Source organism: Rugamonas sp. GW822-FHT03B10 (assembly GCF_058801745.1).
The window spans coordinates 220,008-235,780 of record NZ_JBXANP010000006.1 but is presented as its reverse complement, the minus strand read 5'-3'; the positions used below and the strand labels follow the sequence as shown (position 1 = coordinate 235,780).

Below are 15,773 nucleotides of genomic sequence, written 5' to 3'. Positions count from 1 at the left end.
GATGTTGCTCTACCACCCCGGCCGTTCATGAGGACGATGGCATGCTGAAACGTATCCTGATCGTGTTGTTGCTGGTGCAGGCCGCCGCCGCGCTGGGCGTGGCGCTGGCCGCGCGGCGCGCGTGGGGGCTGGGCCCGGGGCCGGCGCTGGCCGTCGGCGTGGGCGCCGTGCTGGCGCTGCGGCTGCTGATCTCGCTCCATAACTTCTACCTGAGCTGGCGCGCCGGCAGTTCCGTGCCGCCGGCGTTCCGGCTGTCGCCGCTGGCCTGGCTGCGTCTCGTGCTGTATGAATTCCATGCATCCCTGGCCGCTTCTTCTATCCATATGCTGCATAGTACGGCGCCCCATGTGGCCGCCGGCGGGGCCCAGCCGCCCGTGCTGCTGCTGCATGGCTACGCCTGCAACAGCGGCTACTGGACCCAGCTGAGCACCCAGTTGCGCCGGTCCGGCATCAGCCATCTGGCGCCGGACCTGGAGCCGCTGGGGGCCGACATCGACCACTACGTGGCGCAGGTGCAGGCCGCCATCGAGCAATTGTGCGCGGCGGCCGGGGCGCAGCGCGTGGTGATCGTGGCCCACAGCATGGGCGGGCTGGTGGCGCGCGCCTATCTGCGCCGCCATGGCGACGCGCGGGTGGCGCGCGTGATCACGCTGGGCACGCCCCACCACGGCACGGCGCTGGCCAGCTGGGGCCTGGGCCGCAACGCGGCGCAGATGCGGCGCGGCAGCGCGTGGCTGCGCGTGCTGGACGCGGCTGACGCAAATTCGCAACGTGGCCTGATTACTTCCATTTATTCTCATCACGACAACATTGTTGCGCCGCAGGACTCCAGCCTGCTGGACGGCGCCCGCCACGTGGCGGTGGGCGCCATCGGCCATGTGGCGCTGGGCCGCCATCCCGTCATCGTGCGCCACGTGCTGGCTGAAATCGCCGCCGTTCCGGTTGCCGCGCGGCGCGTGGACAGTCCCGGCCAGCTTCGATAGACTGTTGTTGGCGCGTAGGCAAAGTCACAGTTGATGTGACTGGCCGGGCTTTACGGCGGGCGCGTGATTTTCTGTGAGATTTTCGCTTGTGCGTTGCTGTATGGTTATTCCTAAGCAGCGCGGCACGCCCGTCGCAGGCCGCGAATTGACCCCCTCCAAGGCGCGACGATGGCAATAGACTTCGGTACCTTGATCCTGAACGAAACGCCGGACGCGGTCATCCTGACCACGCCCGCGGGCGAGGTATTGTGCTGGACGCCGGGCGCGCAGGCCATTTTCGGCTACAGCGAGCGCGAGGCGCTCGGCCAGGTGTTGCACGAGCTGATAGAGCCGTCCGGGCGCGGCGGCGAGGACGCGGCCATCCTGCGCCAGACCCTGGCGGTCGGCACCGCCACCTACGAGACGGTGCGCCGGGCCAAGAACGGCACGCTGGTCTACATCGACAGTTCCAGCAAGGCCATCCGCGGCGACGACGGCGCCGTGCGCTACGTCCTGTGGACCAAGAAGGACGTCACCCACCTCAAGATCCAGCGCGACGCCAAGCTGGTCGAGGCCCGTTTCGGCGGCCTGCTCGAATCGATGCCGGACGCCATCATCATGGCCAACGCCAGCGGCCGCGTGGTGCTGGCCAACCGCCAGGCCGAGAACCTGTTCGGCTACGGGCGCGGCGAGTTGCGCGGCACCCTGCTGGAGGCGTTGATGCCGGCCCGCTTCCGTGCCGCGCACGTCGGCTACCGCAGCGACTACTTCGTCGAGCCCCAGGTGCGGCCGATGGGCTCGGGGCGCGACCTGTACGGCCTGCGCAAGGACGGCGAGGAATTCCCGGTCGAGATCAGCCTCAGTCCGATCGAGACGGAGGAGGGCATGCTGATCATGAGCGCGATCCGCGACAGCAGCGAGCGCCGCCACATCGAGCACGCGCTGCACGAGAAGAACATCGAACTGGCCAACGCCAACGCGGCCAAGGACCGTTTTTTGGCCGGCATGTCGCATGAATTGCGCACCCCGCTCAACGCGATCATCGGATTTACGGGTACTATGCTGATGAAGTTGCCCGGCCCCGTCAACGCCGAGCAGGAGCGGCAGTTGCGCACCATCCAGGGCAGCGCGCGCCACCTGCTGTCGCTGATCAACGACCTGCTGGACCTGACCAAGATCGAGTCGGGCAAGGTGGAGCTCAATTTCCTGCCCCTGCAATGCCGGCCGCTGATCGAGGAGGTGCTGCAACTGTTCCGTCAGCCGGCCCAGCAGAAGGGGCTGGCGCTGACCTTCGACTGCGCGTTGCAGGACGTGGGCCTGATGACGGACCGGCGCGCGCTGCAGCAGATCCTGATGAACCTGATCAACAACGCCATCAAGTTCACGGTGCAGGGCGAGGTGCGGGTGGGGCTGGACGTGGTGCGGCGCGCCGACGAGGCCTGGGCCGCGATCAGCGTGCGCGACACGGGGCCCGGCATCGCGCCCGAGCAGCAGGGCCGGCTGTTCCAGGCCTTCGCCCAGCTCGACGCGAGCGCCACCCGGCCGCACGAGGGCACGGGCCTGGGCCTGCACCTGAGCCAGAAGCTGGCCGGCCTGCTGCGCGGGCAGATCGAATTTGACAGTCAGTACGGCGTGGGCACGACGTTCACGCTGGTGTTGCCGCTCGACCGCGAGCGGTGCGACGATGAGGCGGGACGCGGCTGTCCCGCCCGGCAAGCGGATTAACCTGGAGCGCTAACGTGTCGGCACGCATCCTTATCATTGAAGACAATCCCACCAACATGGAGCTGATGGTGTACCTGCTGCGCGCCTTCGGCTACACCCCGCTCACGGCCGGCGATGGCGAGGCCGGCGTGGCCACGGCCCGCCAGGAGGCGCCGGACCTGATCATCTGCGACGTGCACCTGCCCAAGCTGGACGGCTACGGCGTGGTGGCCGCGCTCAAGGGCGATCCGGCGCTGCGCGCGATCCCGGCGCTGGCCGTGACGGCGCTGGCCATGGTGGGCGACCGCGAGAAACTGCTGGCGGCCGGCTTCGACGGCTACATCGGCAAGCCGATCGAGCCGGACACCTTCGTGAGCCAGATCGAGTCTTTTTTGCCGGGGGCGTCGGCCCCCGGTAAAAGCGATGTCGCCACCATCCTGATCGTGGATGACCACGTGTTGAACCGGGAATTCCTGATGACGCTGCTCGGCTACGGCGGCCACCGGCTGCTGGAGGCGTCCAATGGCGCCGAGGGCTTGAAGATGGTGCACGCCGAGCATCCCGACCTGGTGATCTCCGACATCCTGATGCCCAACATGGATGGCTACGAGTTCGTCACCCGCATGCACAGCGACCCGGCCACGGCCGACGTGCCCATCATCTTCTACACGGCCACCTACCGCGAGCGCGAGGCGATGGCCGTGGCCCAGTCGTGCGGCGTGCGCTGGGTGCTGCCCAAGCCGTCCGACCCGGACGTGATCCTGCGCACCGTGCACGAGGCGCTGGGCATGGCGCAGGAGGTCGAGACCATGCCGGCGTTCGCGCCCGAGCCGCCGTCCGAGGGCCGCTTCCACGGCATCGACCACAAGGTGGCCGAGTACCTCGACGTGCTCGAGGCCAGCAGCCAGCAGATCACCGAGCTGGCCAACCACGGCGACGGCGAGCAGCAGGCGCCCGAGCACCTGTCGCTGATGACGGCGCGGCTGTCGAGTTCGCTCTCGAGCCTGCAGGCCGTCAGCCTGCGCCTGACGGCCCTGATCGAGCTCGGCATCGAGCTGGGCGCCGAGCGCGACCCGCAGGCGCTGGTCGAGATCGGCTGCCGCGTGGCGCAGAACATCTGCGTGTCCAAGTACGCCTGCATCGGCGTGCTCGACAATGGCGCCGCCGAGCTCAGTTATTTCGCCGCCTGCGGCACCGGCCAGCAGGTGCGGGTGGTGACGGGCGCGCCGCGCGCGGGCGTGCTGCGCGGGCTGCTCGAACAGCGGCTGCCGGTGCGCATCCACAATGTCGACGGCGATCCGGCCCGCATCGGCTTGCCGGCCGGCCATCCGCCCGTCCATTCCTTCCTCGGCGTGCCGATCGCCTCGCGCGAGCGCACCCATGGCTGGCTGTACCTGGTCGACAAGCTGGGCGCCGACGAGTTCTCCGAGGTCGACGAGCGGGTGGCGGCCACGGTGGCGGCCCAGATCGCCGTGGCCTACGAGAACCTGCTGCTGTACGAGCAGATCAAGCGCCACCACGCCCAGCTGACCTCGGACATGAACGCGCGCATCCGGCTCGACGAGGACCTGCGCCGCTTCCGGCTGGCCATGGACGCGACGGCCGACGCCATCTTCCTGGTGGACCGGGCCGGCATGTGCTTCGTGGACGTGAACGTGACGGCCTGCCGCATGCTCGGCTACAAGCGCGAGGATTTCCTCGAGGTGGGGCCGGACAAGAAGGCGGAGGGCGAGCTGAGCCGGCTGGAGGATCTGTACGACAAGCTGCTGGCCGGCGACCAGAGCGGCGCCATGACCGAGCTGCAGCTGACGCGCCACGACGGCTCGCCGCTGTCGGTCGAGGTGCAGCGGCGCACGCTGCGCTCGGGCCAGAGCTGGATCCTGGTGGCGGTGGCGCGCGACATCACCGAGCGCAAGGAGGCCGAGCAGCGCCTGCTCAAGCTGGCCCACTTCGACACGCTCACCGGCCTGCCCAACCGCAGCCAGTTCTACGAGTCGCTGACCCATTCGCTGCACCAGGCCGGGGAGCACAAGTGGGCGCTGGCCGTGCTGTTCCTGGACGTGGACCGCTTCAAGAACGTCAACGACACGCTGGGCCACACCATCGGCGACGAATTGCTGCGCCAGTTCTCGAACCGGCTGGTCGACTGCCTGCGCGTGCGCGACACCATCGGCCGCTTCGGCGGCGACGAGTTCGCGGCCATCCTGATGCTGCCCGAGGGCGCGCAGAACGCCATCGCCGTGGTCGACAAGATCCGCGAGGCGATGCGCCGCCCGTTCGACCTCAAGGGCCACGAGGTGACCGTCACGGCCAGCATCGGCATCTCCGTGTTCCCCGACGACGGCACCGACGCCGACACCCTGATCCAGTACGCCGACACGGCCATGTACCGCGCCAAGGAGGCCGGGCGCGACGCGTTCCGCTTCTTCACGGCCGAGATGAACGCGCAGTCGCTGGCGCGGCTGGACCTGGAGAACGCGCTGCGCCGGGCCATCGAGAACGACGAGTTCGTGCTGTACTTCCAGCCCAAGGTCGACATCGGCTCGGGCCGCATCAGCGGCGCCGAGGCGCTGATCCGCTGGCGCCGGCCCGGCCACGGCATGGTGTCGCCGGCGCTGTTCATCCCCATCCTCGAGGAGACGGGGCTGATCGTGCGGGTCGGCACCTGGGTGCTCAACGAGGCCTGCCGCAAGATCGCCGAGTGGAGCCGCAGCAACATCGGCCCCGTGCACCTGTCGGTCAACGTGTCGGGCATCCAGTTCTTCGTGGGCGGGCTGGAGGAGGAGGTGATGAAGGTGATCAAGCAGCACGACATCGCGCCCGAGCTGCTCGAGCTGGAGCTGACGGAGAGTTCGCTGATGTCGAACGCGGAGGACACCATCACCGTGCTGCAGAACCTGAAGGCGCTGGGGATCCAGATCTCGATCGACGACTTCGGCACCGGCTATTCGAGCCTGGCCTACCTGAAGCGCTTCCCGATCGACAAGCTGAAGATCGACATCGCCTTCGTGCGCGAGGTGACGAGCAATCCCGACGATGCGGCCATCGTGCTGGCCATCATCAACATGGCGCACAGCATGAAGCTGGAAGTGATCGCCGAGGGCGTGGAGAAGGATGCGCAGCTGGCCTATCTGCGCCGCCACGGTTGCGATGAGATGCAGGGCTACTATTTCAGCCGCCCGCTGCCGGAAGAGGAGTTCGTGCAAATGCTCAGCGAAGGAAAATCCCTGCAGACGCCGGCCGACGAGACCGTGCTCGAACAGCAGACCCTGCTCATCGTCGACGACGACGCGTTCATGCTCGACGTGCTGACCGACTTCCTGGCCCAGGATGGCTACCGCATCCTGACGGCGCAGACGGCGGCCGAGGGCTTCGACGTGCTGGCGCGGCACCGGGTGCAGGTGATCCTGTGCGACCAGTGCATGCCGCTGATGAGCGGAACGGAGTTCATGGAGCGGGTCAAGAACCTGGCGCCCGACACGTTCCGCATCATGCTGTCGGCCTACGCGGACCTGACGCCGATCATGGCGGCCATCAACCACGGCGCCATCGACCGCTTCTACACCAAGCCGTGGAAGGGCGCCGTGCTGCGCGAGAACATCCGCGAAGGCTTCCGGCTGCACGCCCAGTTGCACGGCCCCAGCGCCGTGCTCAGCGGCTGAGCGGTGGGCGGGATCCGGCCCTGCCCGCCGGGAGCGCCTGCGGTCCAGGGCGGGGCGGGGACGGGAGAAATCAGGCGAGCAGGACGACGTCCGGCAGGTTGGCCAGCACCTGGTCGTAGGTGGCATGGGCTTCCAGCGCGTGGATGACGACGGGCAGCGGCTCGGCCCAGATCTCCGGCAGATCGCGCTCCAGGGGCGGGTGCACGGCGAAGGCCAGCGCCTCCGTCGGCGGCGAGAAACGGGCGGCCACGCCGGGCTTGTTGCCGCGCGCGTCGATGCGGTACCAGCCGAACTGGGGCAGGTGGACGGCGTTCAAGCCGTGCAGGCAAAACGGCGCCCCCTCGGCGCCCACGCTCAGGCGCTGGTAGCACAGCCCGGCCGGGATGCCGTTGGCGCGCAGCAGCGCGGCCAGCAGGTGACTCTTGGCGTAGCAATAGCCGGTGCCGTGCCGCAGCACGTCGGACGCCTTGCAGGTGACGGGGTTCAGCTTGTAGTCGACGCTGTGGCGGATCTCGTCGCGCACGAACTCGAAGCAGCGCCGCGCCACCTCCAGCGGCGTGGCCGCGCCCGCGGCGAGCGCGGCGGCTTTGGCGGCCACGTCCGGATGGTGGAAGTCGATGTAGGTGCTGGCGGCGAGATAGTTGTGCATGCGATCGGTCGTCGGGAAAATAGCTGCGGAACAGTTGGGCTCAGGTCCAACAATGATACATGGGCTGGTGTCGGATTGTTGGACCTGACCCCGGCTTGGCATTTATACTGGCGGCCCCTCCCTCACTGTTCTGTTGTCGCCCCGCGCCCGAACCGACGATCATGACCAAAGCCGCCACCGCCACCGCTATCGAGCCAGCCGCGCCCGCGCCCGCGTCTGCGGCGCCAGCGCGTGCGCGCGCGACGCGCGCGGGGAGCGGCTCGGACCGGGGCGGGCGCACGCGCGATCAGATTCTGCGCGCGACGCTGGAGATCATCGCCGCCCACGGCTTGTCGGGCGTGAGCCACCGCGCCATCGCGGCCAGGGCGGACGTGCGTTTGTCGCTCACCAGCTACCACTTCGGCACGCTGGAGGATTTGCTGGAGGCGGCGTTCGACGCCTACCACGCCCACACGGAACAGCGCCGCACGGCGCTGGTGGCCACCGTCGATCAGCAGATGGGACAGTTGCCCGCCAGGCTGACGCCGCCCGTGCTGACGGCCATCGCCGACACCATGTCCGGCACGCTGGCCGCCTACATCCACGCCGGCGTGCGCGAGCACCGCACCGACCTGGCCGTCGAGTGCAGTTTCCTGTTCGCGTGGAACCTGTCGCCCACTTTGCGCCAGAAGGTCGATCAGCACAGCAAGGGTCTGGTGCAACTGGCCGCCCGCGTGTTCGCCCAGCTGGGCAGCCGCGCGCCGGAGGCCGATAGCTCGGTGCTGCTGGCCACCATCCGCCAGCTTGAATTCACCCAGGTGTCCACCGGCGTGGTCAGCCCCGTGGCCGACATCAAACTGCCGCTGTTCCGCCTGCTGCTGGGCTTGCTGATGGCGCGCGCCGTGACGCCGCCCGGCACCCCGGCCTGATTCTTCCCCTGAGTTGTTTTGACAACAGTCTTGTTGACACTGGTTTTAAACAATGTGAATATTGGACGACTGTCCAATTTTGATGTTGTTCAAGACCGGAGCGCGGATGCGGAATCGAAAGTCAATCATGGCGCTGGCCTGCATGGCGGCGGCGCTGGCCGGCCTGCCGGGCCGGTCGGACGCGGCGGCGCTGAGCGCGCGCCAAGCCCAGCTGCTGGCCAACAACTGCCTGCAATGCCACGCGCGCGCCGGCGTGGGCGCGCCGCAGGCCGGCGACGCGCAGGCGTGGAAGCCTTACATCGCCAAGGGCGAGCCGGCCATGCTGGTCAACGCGGTGCAGGGCACGGGCGGCATGCCGCCGCTCGGCTATTGCAGCGCGTGCACCGAGGATGACTTCCGCGCCCTGATCCGCTTCATGGCCAGGCTGGCGCCGCCCGCCACGGCCGGCAGCGCCAGCGCGCAGGGAGCGGCGAAATGAAGCGCCGTGTTTTTCTGCGGGCGGCGGCCGGCGCGGGCGCGGTCGCGACGACGGGCGTGACGGGATTGCTGGCCGGCTGCGGCCGCGGCGAGGCCGTGCCGCAAAGTCCCGTGGCATTCGTCCCCGGCCGCGCCATGCCGTGGATGAACTGGTCCGGCAACCAGAGCTGCACGCCGGCCTGGCGGGCGGCGCCGGCCAGCGAGGCGGAGCTGGTCGACGTGCTGGCCCGGGCCCGGGGTGTGGTGCGCGCCGTGGGCGCCAGCCATTCATTCAGCGCCGTGGTGCCGACCGACGGCACGCTGGTCGCCACCGATCTGCTGAGCGGGCTGGTGTCGCACGATCCGGCCACATTGCGGGCGGAGATCCTGGCCGGCACGCGCATGCACGCGCTGGGGCCGCTGCTGCACGGCGTGGGCCAGTCGGTGCCGAACATGCCGGACATGGATTACCCGGCCATGGGGGGCGCCATCGTCAATTCCGTGCACGGCACCGGCCAGCGCTTCGGTTCCATGTCCTCGTGCGTGACGGGGCTGACGCTGGCCACGCCGTCCGGCCAGTTGATCGACTGCTCGGCCGAGCGCCACGCGGACGTGTTCCACGCGGCCCGCACGTCGGTCGGCGCGCTCGGCATCATCTCGCGCATGACGTTGCAGAACGTGGCGCCGTTCCGGCTGGTGGAGACGACGCGCGTCGAGACCACCGAGGACGTGCTGGCCGAGATCAGCAAGCGCTGCGCCATGCACCGCAATTTCGAATTCATGCCGCTGCCCCATTCGTCGCTGTGCGTGACCATCGCCACCGACGAGGCGGGCCCGCGCGACACCCCCGCCGGCGAGGACGATCCGCAAGCCGTCAAGTCGCTGCGCACGCTGTGGCAGGCCGTGGGCTGGATGCCGGGCATGGGCGAGGCGGCCTACGACAAACTGCTCACCACCTTCATGGCGGGCGAGGGTTCGCAGGTGCGCGTGGGCCAGTCGTACGAGGTGTTCCCGCACGTGCGCGTGGTGCGCTTCCGCGAGATGGAGTACACGGTGCCGGCCGACGCCGGCCCGGCCTGCGTGCGCGAGATACTGCGCACCATCCGCGAACGGCGCCTGCCGATCGCGTTCCCGCTCGAATACCGCTACGTGAAGGCGGACGACATCTGGCTGTCGATGTTCGAAGGCCGCGACGGGTGCTCGATCTCCGTGCACCAGTACGGCGACACCGACCATCGCGCCTATTTCGCCGAGATCGAGCCGATCTTCTGGAAGTACGGCGGCCGCCCGCACTGGGGCAAGATCCACACGCTGGACGCGGCGCGGCTGGCGGCGCTTTATCCGCGCCACTGGAAGGATTTCCACGAAGTGCGGCGCAGCCTCGATCCGCAGGGCCGCATGCTGAACCCCCACCTCAAACACATCTTCGGAGCCTGACATGGTCACACGCCGCACCTTTCTCGTGGCCGGTGGCGCCGCCGCCGTCGCCGCCGCCGCCATCGCCAGGCCGCACGATGAAGGCGGCCCCTATCCGGCCTATTTCGCCGCCATGAACCGCACGCTGCGCGCGCAGCGCATCGACCGTCCGGTGCTGGTGATCGACCTGGACCGGCTGGACCGCAACATCGCCCGCGTGCGCCAGTCGGCGGCCGTGGCGCCGGCCAAGACCTACCGCATCGTCGTCAAATCGCTCCCCAGCCCGGCGCTGATCGACTACGTGGCCAAGGCCGCCGGCACCAACGCCTTCATGGTGTTCCACCGTCCGTTCCTGAACGCCATGGCGGCCCTGCGGCCGGACGCCGACATCCTGCTCGGCAAACCGATGCCGGTCGACGCCGTGCGCCACTTCTACGCCGACCTGCAAGGGGCGTTCCAGCCCGAACGCCAGCTGCAATGGCTGATCGACACCAACGCGCGGCTGGCGCAGTACCAGCAACTGGCGCGTGAACTTGGCGTGAAGATGCGCATCAATTTCGAGCTCGACGTGGGCCTGCACCGGGGCGGCTTCGATGACCACGACGCGATGACCCAGGCGCTGGCCACCATCGCGGCCGATCCGCAGCACCTGGAATTCGCCGGCTTCATGGGCTACGACGCGCACCTGATGGGCATCCCAAGTTTCCTGGCCGAGCGCGAATTCCCCAAGGTGCGCGCGCGCTACCAGGGCTTTCTCGATCTGCTCAAGGCCAGCCAGCCGGCCATGGCGGCCAGGCCGCTATGCCTGAACGGGGCGGGCAGCCCGACCTTCCGGCTGTATGAGGGCGACGCGCTGCTGAACGACATTTCGGCCGGCACCTGCCTGATGAAGCCCAGTCACTACGACTTGCCGACGCTGGCCGAATACGAACCGTCCGCCTTCATCGCCACGCCCGTGCTCAAGCGGCTGGCGCACACCCGGCTGCCGACGCTCGAATGGACGGCGCCCTTGCTGGAAGGGTGGAATCCGAACCTGGCCCAGACCTATTTCATCTACAGCGGCAACTGGCTGGCCGAGCCGGAGGCGCCGCCGGGACTGCATCCGCATTTCGCCTACGTGAGCTCGAACCAGCAGGGCTTGAACGGCTCGGCCAAGGTGCCGCTGGAGGTGGATGACTTTGTGTTCCTGCGTCCGCAGCAGAGCGAGGCCGTGCTGCTGCAGTTTGGCGATCTGCTGGCGCTGCGTGGCGATAAGGTGGCCGCGCGCTGGCCTGTGCTGAGCGCTGCATTGTAGCGAGGGATGGGTGTGCAACAGCCGCCGGATCGAGAGCGGCGATCTTGACCACAACAACGACAACAACGACGGAGACTAGCAAATGCAGAATCGAGACCCCTGGGCCGCGGCCCGTTCCCCATCGTCCGCCGCGCGCGCGCGTCCGCTGGCGCTGGCTATCCGGCGCGCGCTGCTGGGTGGCGCGTTCGCGGCCGGCGCCTTGCTGGACCCGGCCGTGGCGGCCGAAGCCGCAGGGGCTGCCCAGGCGCAGCCGGCCACGCCGGCCGGGCAGGGCGAGGACGCCGCCATCGGCATCGTCACCATCACCGCGCAAAGCCGCAGCCAGGCCGCGCAGGCGGTGCCGATCGCCATGCAGCTGATCAGCGCCGACCAGATCGGCAAGCTGGCCGCGCCCAACCTGTCGGCCATGAACGGCTACATCCCCGGCCTGGCCGTGGACGCGGAGCAGCCCACCCAGCCCAAGTACGCGATGCGCGGCATCGGCACCAGCGACTTCGGCATCGGCACCGATTCGCCGGTGGGCGTGTACGTGGACGGCGTCTACACCGGCAAGACGGGCGGCGCGCTGATGAACTTCAACGACACCCAGCGCGTCGAGGTGCTGAAAGGGCCGCAGGGCACGCTGTTCGGCCGCAACAGCGCGGGCGGCGCCATCTCCGTCATCACGCGCGAGCCATCGCAGGAGCGCGCGGGCGAGGTGCATCTGCGCGCCGGCAACCACGGCCTCGCCTACATGGACGGCCTGCTCAACGTGCCGCTCAACGATACGATGGCGCTGCGCATGACGGTGGTGGACCAGTACAGCAAGGGCTGGCTGCGCGACGCCGCCACGGGCGAGCACCTGAACGGCAACAGCGACTGGGGCGCGCGCGCCACGCTGCGCTGGAACGCGCCGCAGCAGACCCGCGTGCTGCTGTCGTGGGAACACGAGAAGCTGGACCAGAAGGCGCGTCCCGCCATCGGTCTGGTGGCTTTGCCGGCCGCACCCGGCGTGCCAACTGTGCCCGTCAATCCGCAAGCCTATCTTGATCCGCGCACGGCGCCCGTCTACAACGACGCGATCGGCAACGCCGAGGCGCGCGATTTCGATGGCGTGACCTTGCGCATCGAGCGGCCGTTGGGCTGGGGTACCTTCAATTCCACCACGGCCTACCGCCACTTCACCTCGCGCAACCTGGAGGACAGCGACGGCACCAACCGCATCAACACCCACCTCGACACCATCAACTACGAGAGCAACGGCAGCTGGCAGCAGGAGTTCAAGCTGTCCGGCAAGACGGCGCTGGTGGACTGGGTGGGCGGCGCCAGCTACTTCTACGAGAACGCGCACCAGACCAGCCAGATCGGCATGAACACGGACACGCTCGACACCGTGTTCGGCAACCTGGCCGGTATGCCCGTCTACACCATGCTGGACGGCGCGGCGCAGCAGTTCGGCATCCCGGCCAAATTCTTCGGCAACGGCTGGCAGGAGAGCATGATCAACCGTGGCCAGTCCAAGGCCTACGCGCTGTTCGCCGACACCATCTGGCACGTGGCGCCGAAGACCAACCTGACGGCCGGCGTGCGGCTGACGCACGACGACAAGCGCTTCTCGTGGTACAGCCCGAACCGCGATGCGCCGGGACTGGATGCCACGCTGGCGGCCCTGAACGCGCAGGGCTTCTTCCCCGGCCTGGTGCAGGCCGGCGCGCTGACGCCCGATCAATTGCAGCAGGTGATGGGCGCGCTGACGCAGAACATCGAGTTCAACAACCCGTCGGCGGCCACGTCGGCCGTCAGCGCCCACAAGGGCTGGACCGACGTGAGCCCGCGCTTAGTGCTCGACTACAAACTGACGCCGGCCGTGATGGTGTACGGCTCCGTCACCAAGGGCTACCAGGCGGGCGGCTTCAACGCGCTGGCCGTGGCGGGCAAGTACGAGCCGGAGACGATCCGCAATTACGAGGCCGGCGTGAAGAGCTATTTCCGCGAGCAGCATTTGCTGGTCAACGCTTCGGTGTTCCACTACAAATTCTCCAACCTGCAGTCGCTCAGCCTGATCGGCAACACGGGTTCCGCCATCCCCAGCTACCAGGTCAGCAGCAGCAACCAGGTGGCCACCGGCCTCGATGCGGAAGCGCGCTGGCAGGCCACGCGTGATCTGCGGCTCACGTTCTCGTCCGAGTACATCAACCAGAAGTACCAGCATTTTGTTACGGGGGATGGGGTGGATCTGAGCGACCAGCCGGTGGGCGCGCCCTTGTGGTCGGCGGCCGCCGGCGTCGACTACACGTGGCGCAACGCGATGGGTGGCACGGTCAACGTCAGTGCGCAGCATGCCTACACGGGCGCCACGCGCTGCAACGCCGACGCGCTGCAGGGCGCCTGCCTGCGCACGCCCGCGTTCACGGTGGGTGCGGCGCGCCAGCATAGCGACCTGCGGCTGGGTTGGGAGGCCGATAGCGGCAACTGGGGCGTGGCGCTGTTCGTCAACAACGTGTTCGACAAACGCTATGTGAACCGGATCGACAACACCTCGGCCGGCATCATGGGAACGCCGTTCGCGACCGTGTCCGAACCGCGCCGCATCGGCGTCGAGCTGCGCGCCAGCCTGTAGCAATAAAAAAACCGGGGTCAGGTCATGCCATCACGCATCTTGCGTGACGGCATGACCTGACCCCGGTTTTTTGCGTTGGCTTAGAAGTGCACGCCGCGCAGCAGCTGCTGCATGGCGATCTGCTCGGACGACAGTTGCGGCGCCTTCTTGCCGTCGGCGCCCTTGGCCGCGTCGGAGTCGGGGAACATGCGGAACGTGGTGTTAAGCACGATCTGTGCCACGCGCGGCATCAGCGCGTGCAGCACCTGGCCGAAGATGCCGACCCGGGTCGCGATGCGCACCGGCTTGTAGACGATGGCCTGGCCGATCATGTCGGCCGCTTCCTCCGGCGACAGCGTCGGCACGTTCTGGTAGATCTTGGTCGGCGCGATCATCGGCGTGCGCACCAGCGGCATGTTGATGGTGGTGAACTTGATGCCCACGTCCGACAGCTCGGACGAGGCGCAGCGGGTCCACGCTTCCAGCGCCGCCTTGGAGGCCACGTAGGCCGAGAAGCGCGGGGCGTTGGTCAGCACGCCGATCGACGAGATGTTGATGATGTGGCCGCGCTTGTTGGCGATCATGGTCGGCAGCAGGCCCATGGTCAGGCGCAGGCAGCCGAAGTAGTTGAGCTGCATGGTGCGCTCGAAGTCGTGGAAGCGGTCGTAGCTCGATTCGATGGCGCGCCGGATCGAGCGGCCGGCGTTGTTGACCAGCACGTCCACGCCGCCGTGGTTCTCGATCAGCAGTTGCACGAAGCGGTCGCAGTCGGCCATGTCGGCCACGTCGGCCTGGTAGGTGATCAGTGCATAGCCGCGTGCCTCCACCTCGGCCTTGGCCTCGGCCAGCTTGTCGAGGTCGCGGCCGCAGATGATGGTGATGGCGCCCGCTTCGGCCAGCTTGTGGGCGGCGGCCAGGCCGATGCCCGACGAGCCGCCCGTCACCAGCACCACCTTGCCGGCCACCTGGCCGCGCAGCGTGTGGTCGATCTTCAGGGCCGGGTCCAGGTTGCGTTCCCAGTAGTCCCAGATCTTGGCCGCGTAGCTGTCCAGCGGCGGGCACTTGATGCCGCTGCCCTTGAGCGCGGCGGCCGCGTCGCGGTTGTCGAAACGGGTAGGGTAGTTGACAAAGCGCATCAGGTCGTCCGGCAAGCCCAGGTCCTTCATGATGGCTTCGCGCAGGCGGCGCACGGGCGTTAGCGCAAACACGCCCTTGCGGATCGATTTGGGGATGAAGCCGAACAGCGCGGCGTTGATGCGCAGGCTCATGGTGGGCGCGTGGGCCGCGCGGCACAGGGTGTTGAGCACTTCGCCCACGCGCATCGGGTCGGGGTCGGTCAGGTGGAAGGCGCGGCCGTCGAGCTTGGGCAGGTGGGAGATGTGGTCCATCGCGGTGATCACGTAGTCGACGGGGACGATGTTGATGCGCCCGCCTTCGATGCCGATGGTGGGCATCCACGGCGGCAGCATCTGGCGGATGCGCTGGATCAGCTTGAAGAAGTAGTAGGGGCCGTCGATCTTGTCCATCTCGCCCGTCTTGGAGTCGCCCACCACCATGCCGGGGCGGTACACGCGCCATGGGGTCTTGCATTCCTGGCGCACGATTTTTTCCGATTCATGCTTGGAGGCGAAGTAGGGGTGGTCCAGGCCTTCGGCTTCGTCGAACATGTCTTCGCGGAAGATGCCTTCGAACATGCCGGCGGCGGCGATCGAGCTCACGTGGTGGAAGGTGCCGGCCTGGATCGCGTTGGCGAACTCGACCGTGTTGCGGGTGCCGCCGATGTTGGTGGCCATTTCCTCCTCGGGATCGGCCGCCATGTCGTAGATCGCCGCCAGATGATAGAAGTGGTCGATTTTTTTCGTCAGGTTCTTGATTTCATCCTTGGAAACACCCAGCTTCGGTTTGCGCAGATCACCATATACTGGGATGACACGGGTCTTGGTCGTGCCCCAGTATTCGAGCAAAGCGGGCAGCTTGTCGCGGCTGCTTTCCCGCATCAGGAAATAGACGACACTGCCTTTGCGTGCCAGCAGTTTTTTTACCAACCGTTTGCCGATGAATCCAGTTGCCCCTGTAACAAAATACTGCATTCGACTTCTCCTTTTGTGTTTTTGGTAATCCGCTGCTGCATCATTACAGGCCCG

Annotated in this window: 10 protein-coding genes; 8 read left to right on the top strand and 2 right to left on the bottom strand. The window is 67.8% G+C overall.

All coding sequences use genetic code 11. The annotated features are described in order from the left end of the window. The first annotated feature begins 41 nt into the window (after positions 1–41). The 3 genes from AC1RQG_RS12565 to AC1RQG_RS12555 all read left to right on the top strand — a co-directional run bounded on the left by AC1RQG_RS12565 (position 42) and on the right by AC1RQG_RS12555 (position 6,328). Positions 42–983, top strand: coding sequence for an esterase/lipase family protein (locus tag AC1RQG_RS12565; protein ID WP_493131758.1), 942 nt, complete (start codon positions 42–44; stop codon positions 981–983). 168 nt (positions 984–1,151) lie between these two features. Next, entirely contained in the window at positions 1,152–2,687 is a 1,536-nt protein-coding gene (locus tag AC1RQG_RS12560) for a PAS domain-containing sensor histidine kinase (protein ID WP_493131757.1), read from the top strand. A 14-nt stretch (positions 2,688–2,701) separates the two neighbouring features. Next, a complete protein-coding gene (locus AC1RQG_RS12555; RefSeq protein ID WP_493131755.1) occupies positions 2,702–6,328 on the top strand; it encodes an EAL domain-containing protein in 3,627 nt (1,208 codons plus the stop codon). A gap of 70 nt (positions 6,329–6,398) precedes the next feature. Here the strand turns inward: AC1RQG_RS12555 and AC1RQG_RS12550 are convergent, their stop codons facing one another. Beyond that, a complete protein-coding gene (locus AC1RQG_RS12550) occupies positions 6,399–6,977 on the bottom strand; it encodes a transglutaminase-like domain-containing protein (protein ID WP_493131753.1) in 579 nt (192 codons plus the stop codon). A 161-nt stretch (positions 6,978–7,138) separates the two neighbouring features. On the opposite strand from AC1RQG_RS12550, the gene AC1RQG_RS12545 reads away from it, so the two are divergent. From AC1RQG_RS12545 to AC1RQG_RS12525, 5 genes are all read left to right on the top strand, one after another. Beyond that, positions 7,139–7,885: a TetR/AcrR family transcriptional regulator gene (locus AC1RQG_RS12545; RefSeq protein ID WP_493131751.1), complete on the top strand. Its 747-nt coding sequence runs from the start codon at positions 7,139–7,141 to the stop codon at positions 7,883–7,885. 127 nt (positions 7,886–8,012) lie between these two features. Further along, complete coding sequence (locus AC1RQG_RS12540; protein WP_493131749.1) at positions 8,013–8,363, top strand: c-type cytochrome; 351 nt, start codon at positions 8,013–8,015, stop codon at positions 8,361–8,363. Further along, positions 8,360–9,778, top strand: coding sequence for a D-arabinono-1,4-lactone oxidase (locus AC1RQG_RS12535; RefSeq protein WP_493131747.1), 1,419 nt, complete (start codon positions 8,360–8,362; stop codon positions 9,776–9,778). The genes AC1RQG_RS12540 and AC1RQG_RS12535 overlap by 4 nt, the downstream gene beginning before the upstream one ends. A 1-nt stretch (position 9,779) precedes the next feature. Continuing rightward, positions 9,780–11,051: an alanine racemase gene (locus AC1RQG_RS12530; protein ID WP_493131745.1), complete on the top strand. Its 1,272-nt coding sequence runs from the start codon at positions 9,780–9,782 to the stop codon at positions 11,049–11,051. An 82-nt stretch (positions 11,052–11,133) separates the two neighbouring features. Continuing rightward, the gene (locus AC1RQG_RS12525; RefSeq protein WP_493131743.1) at positions 11,134–13,650 is read left to right on the top strand and encodes a TonB-dependent receptor; all 2,517 of its coding nucleotides are present in this window, start codon (positions 11,134–11,136) and stop codon (positions 13,648–13,650) included. A gap of 80 nt (positions 13,651–13,730) precedes the next feature. Here AC1RQG_RS12525 and AC1RQG_RS12520 read toward each other — a convergent pair whose 3' ends face one another. After that, entirely contained in the window at positions 13,731–15,719 is a 1,989-nt protein-coding gene (locus AC1RQG_RS12520; protein WP_493131742.1) for an SDR family oxidoreductase, read from the bottom strand. Between the last annotated feature and the right edge of the window lie 54 nt (positions 15,720–15,773).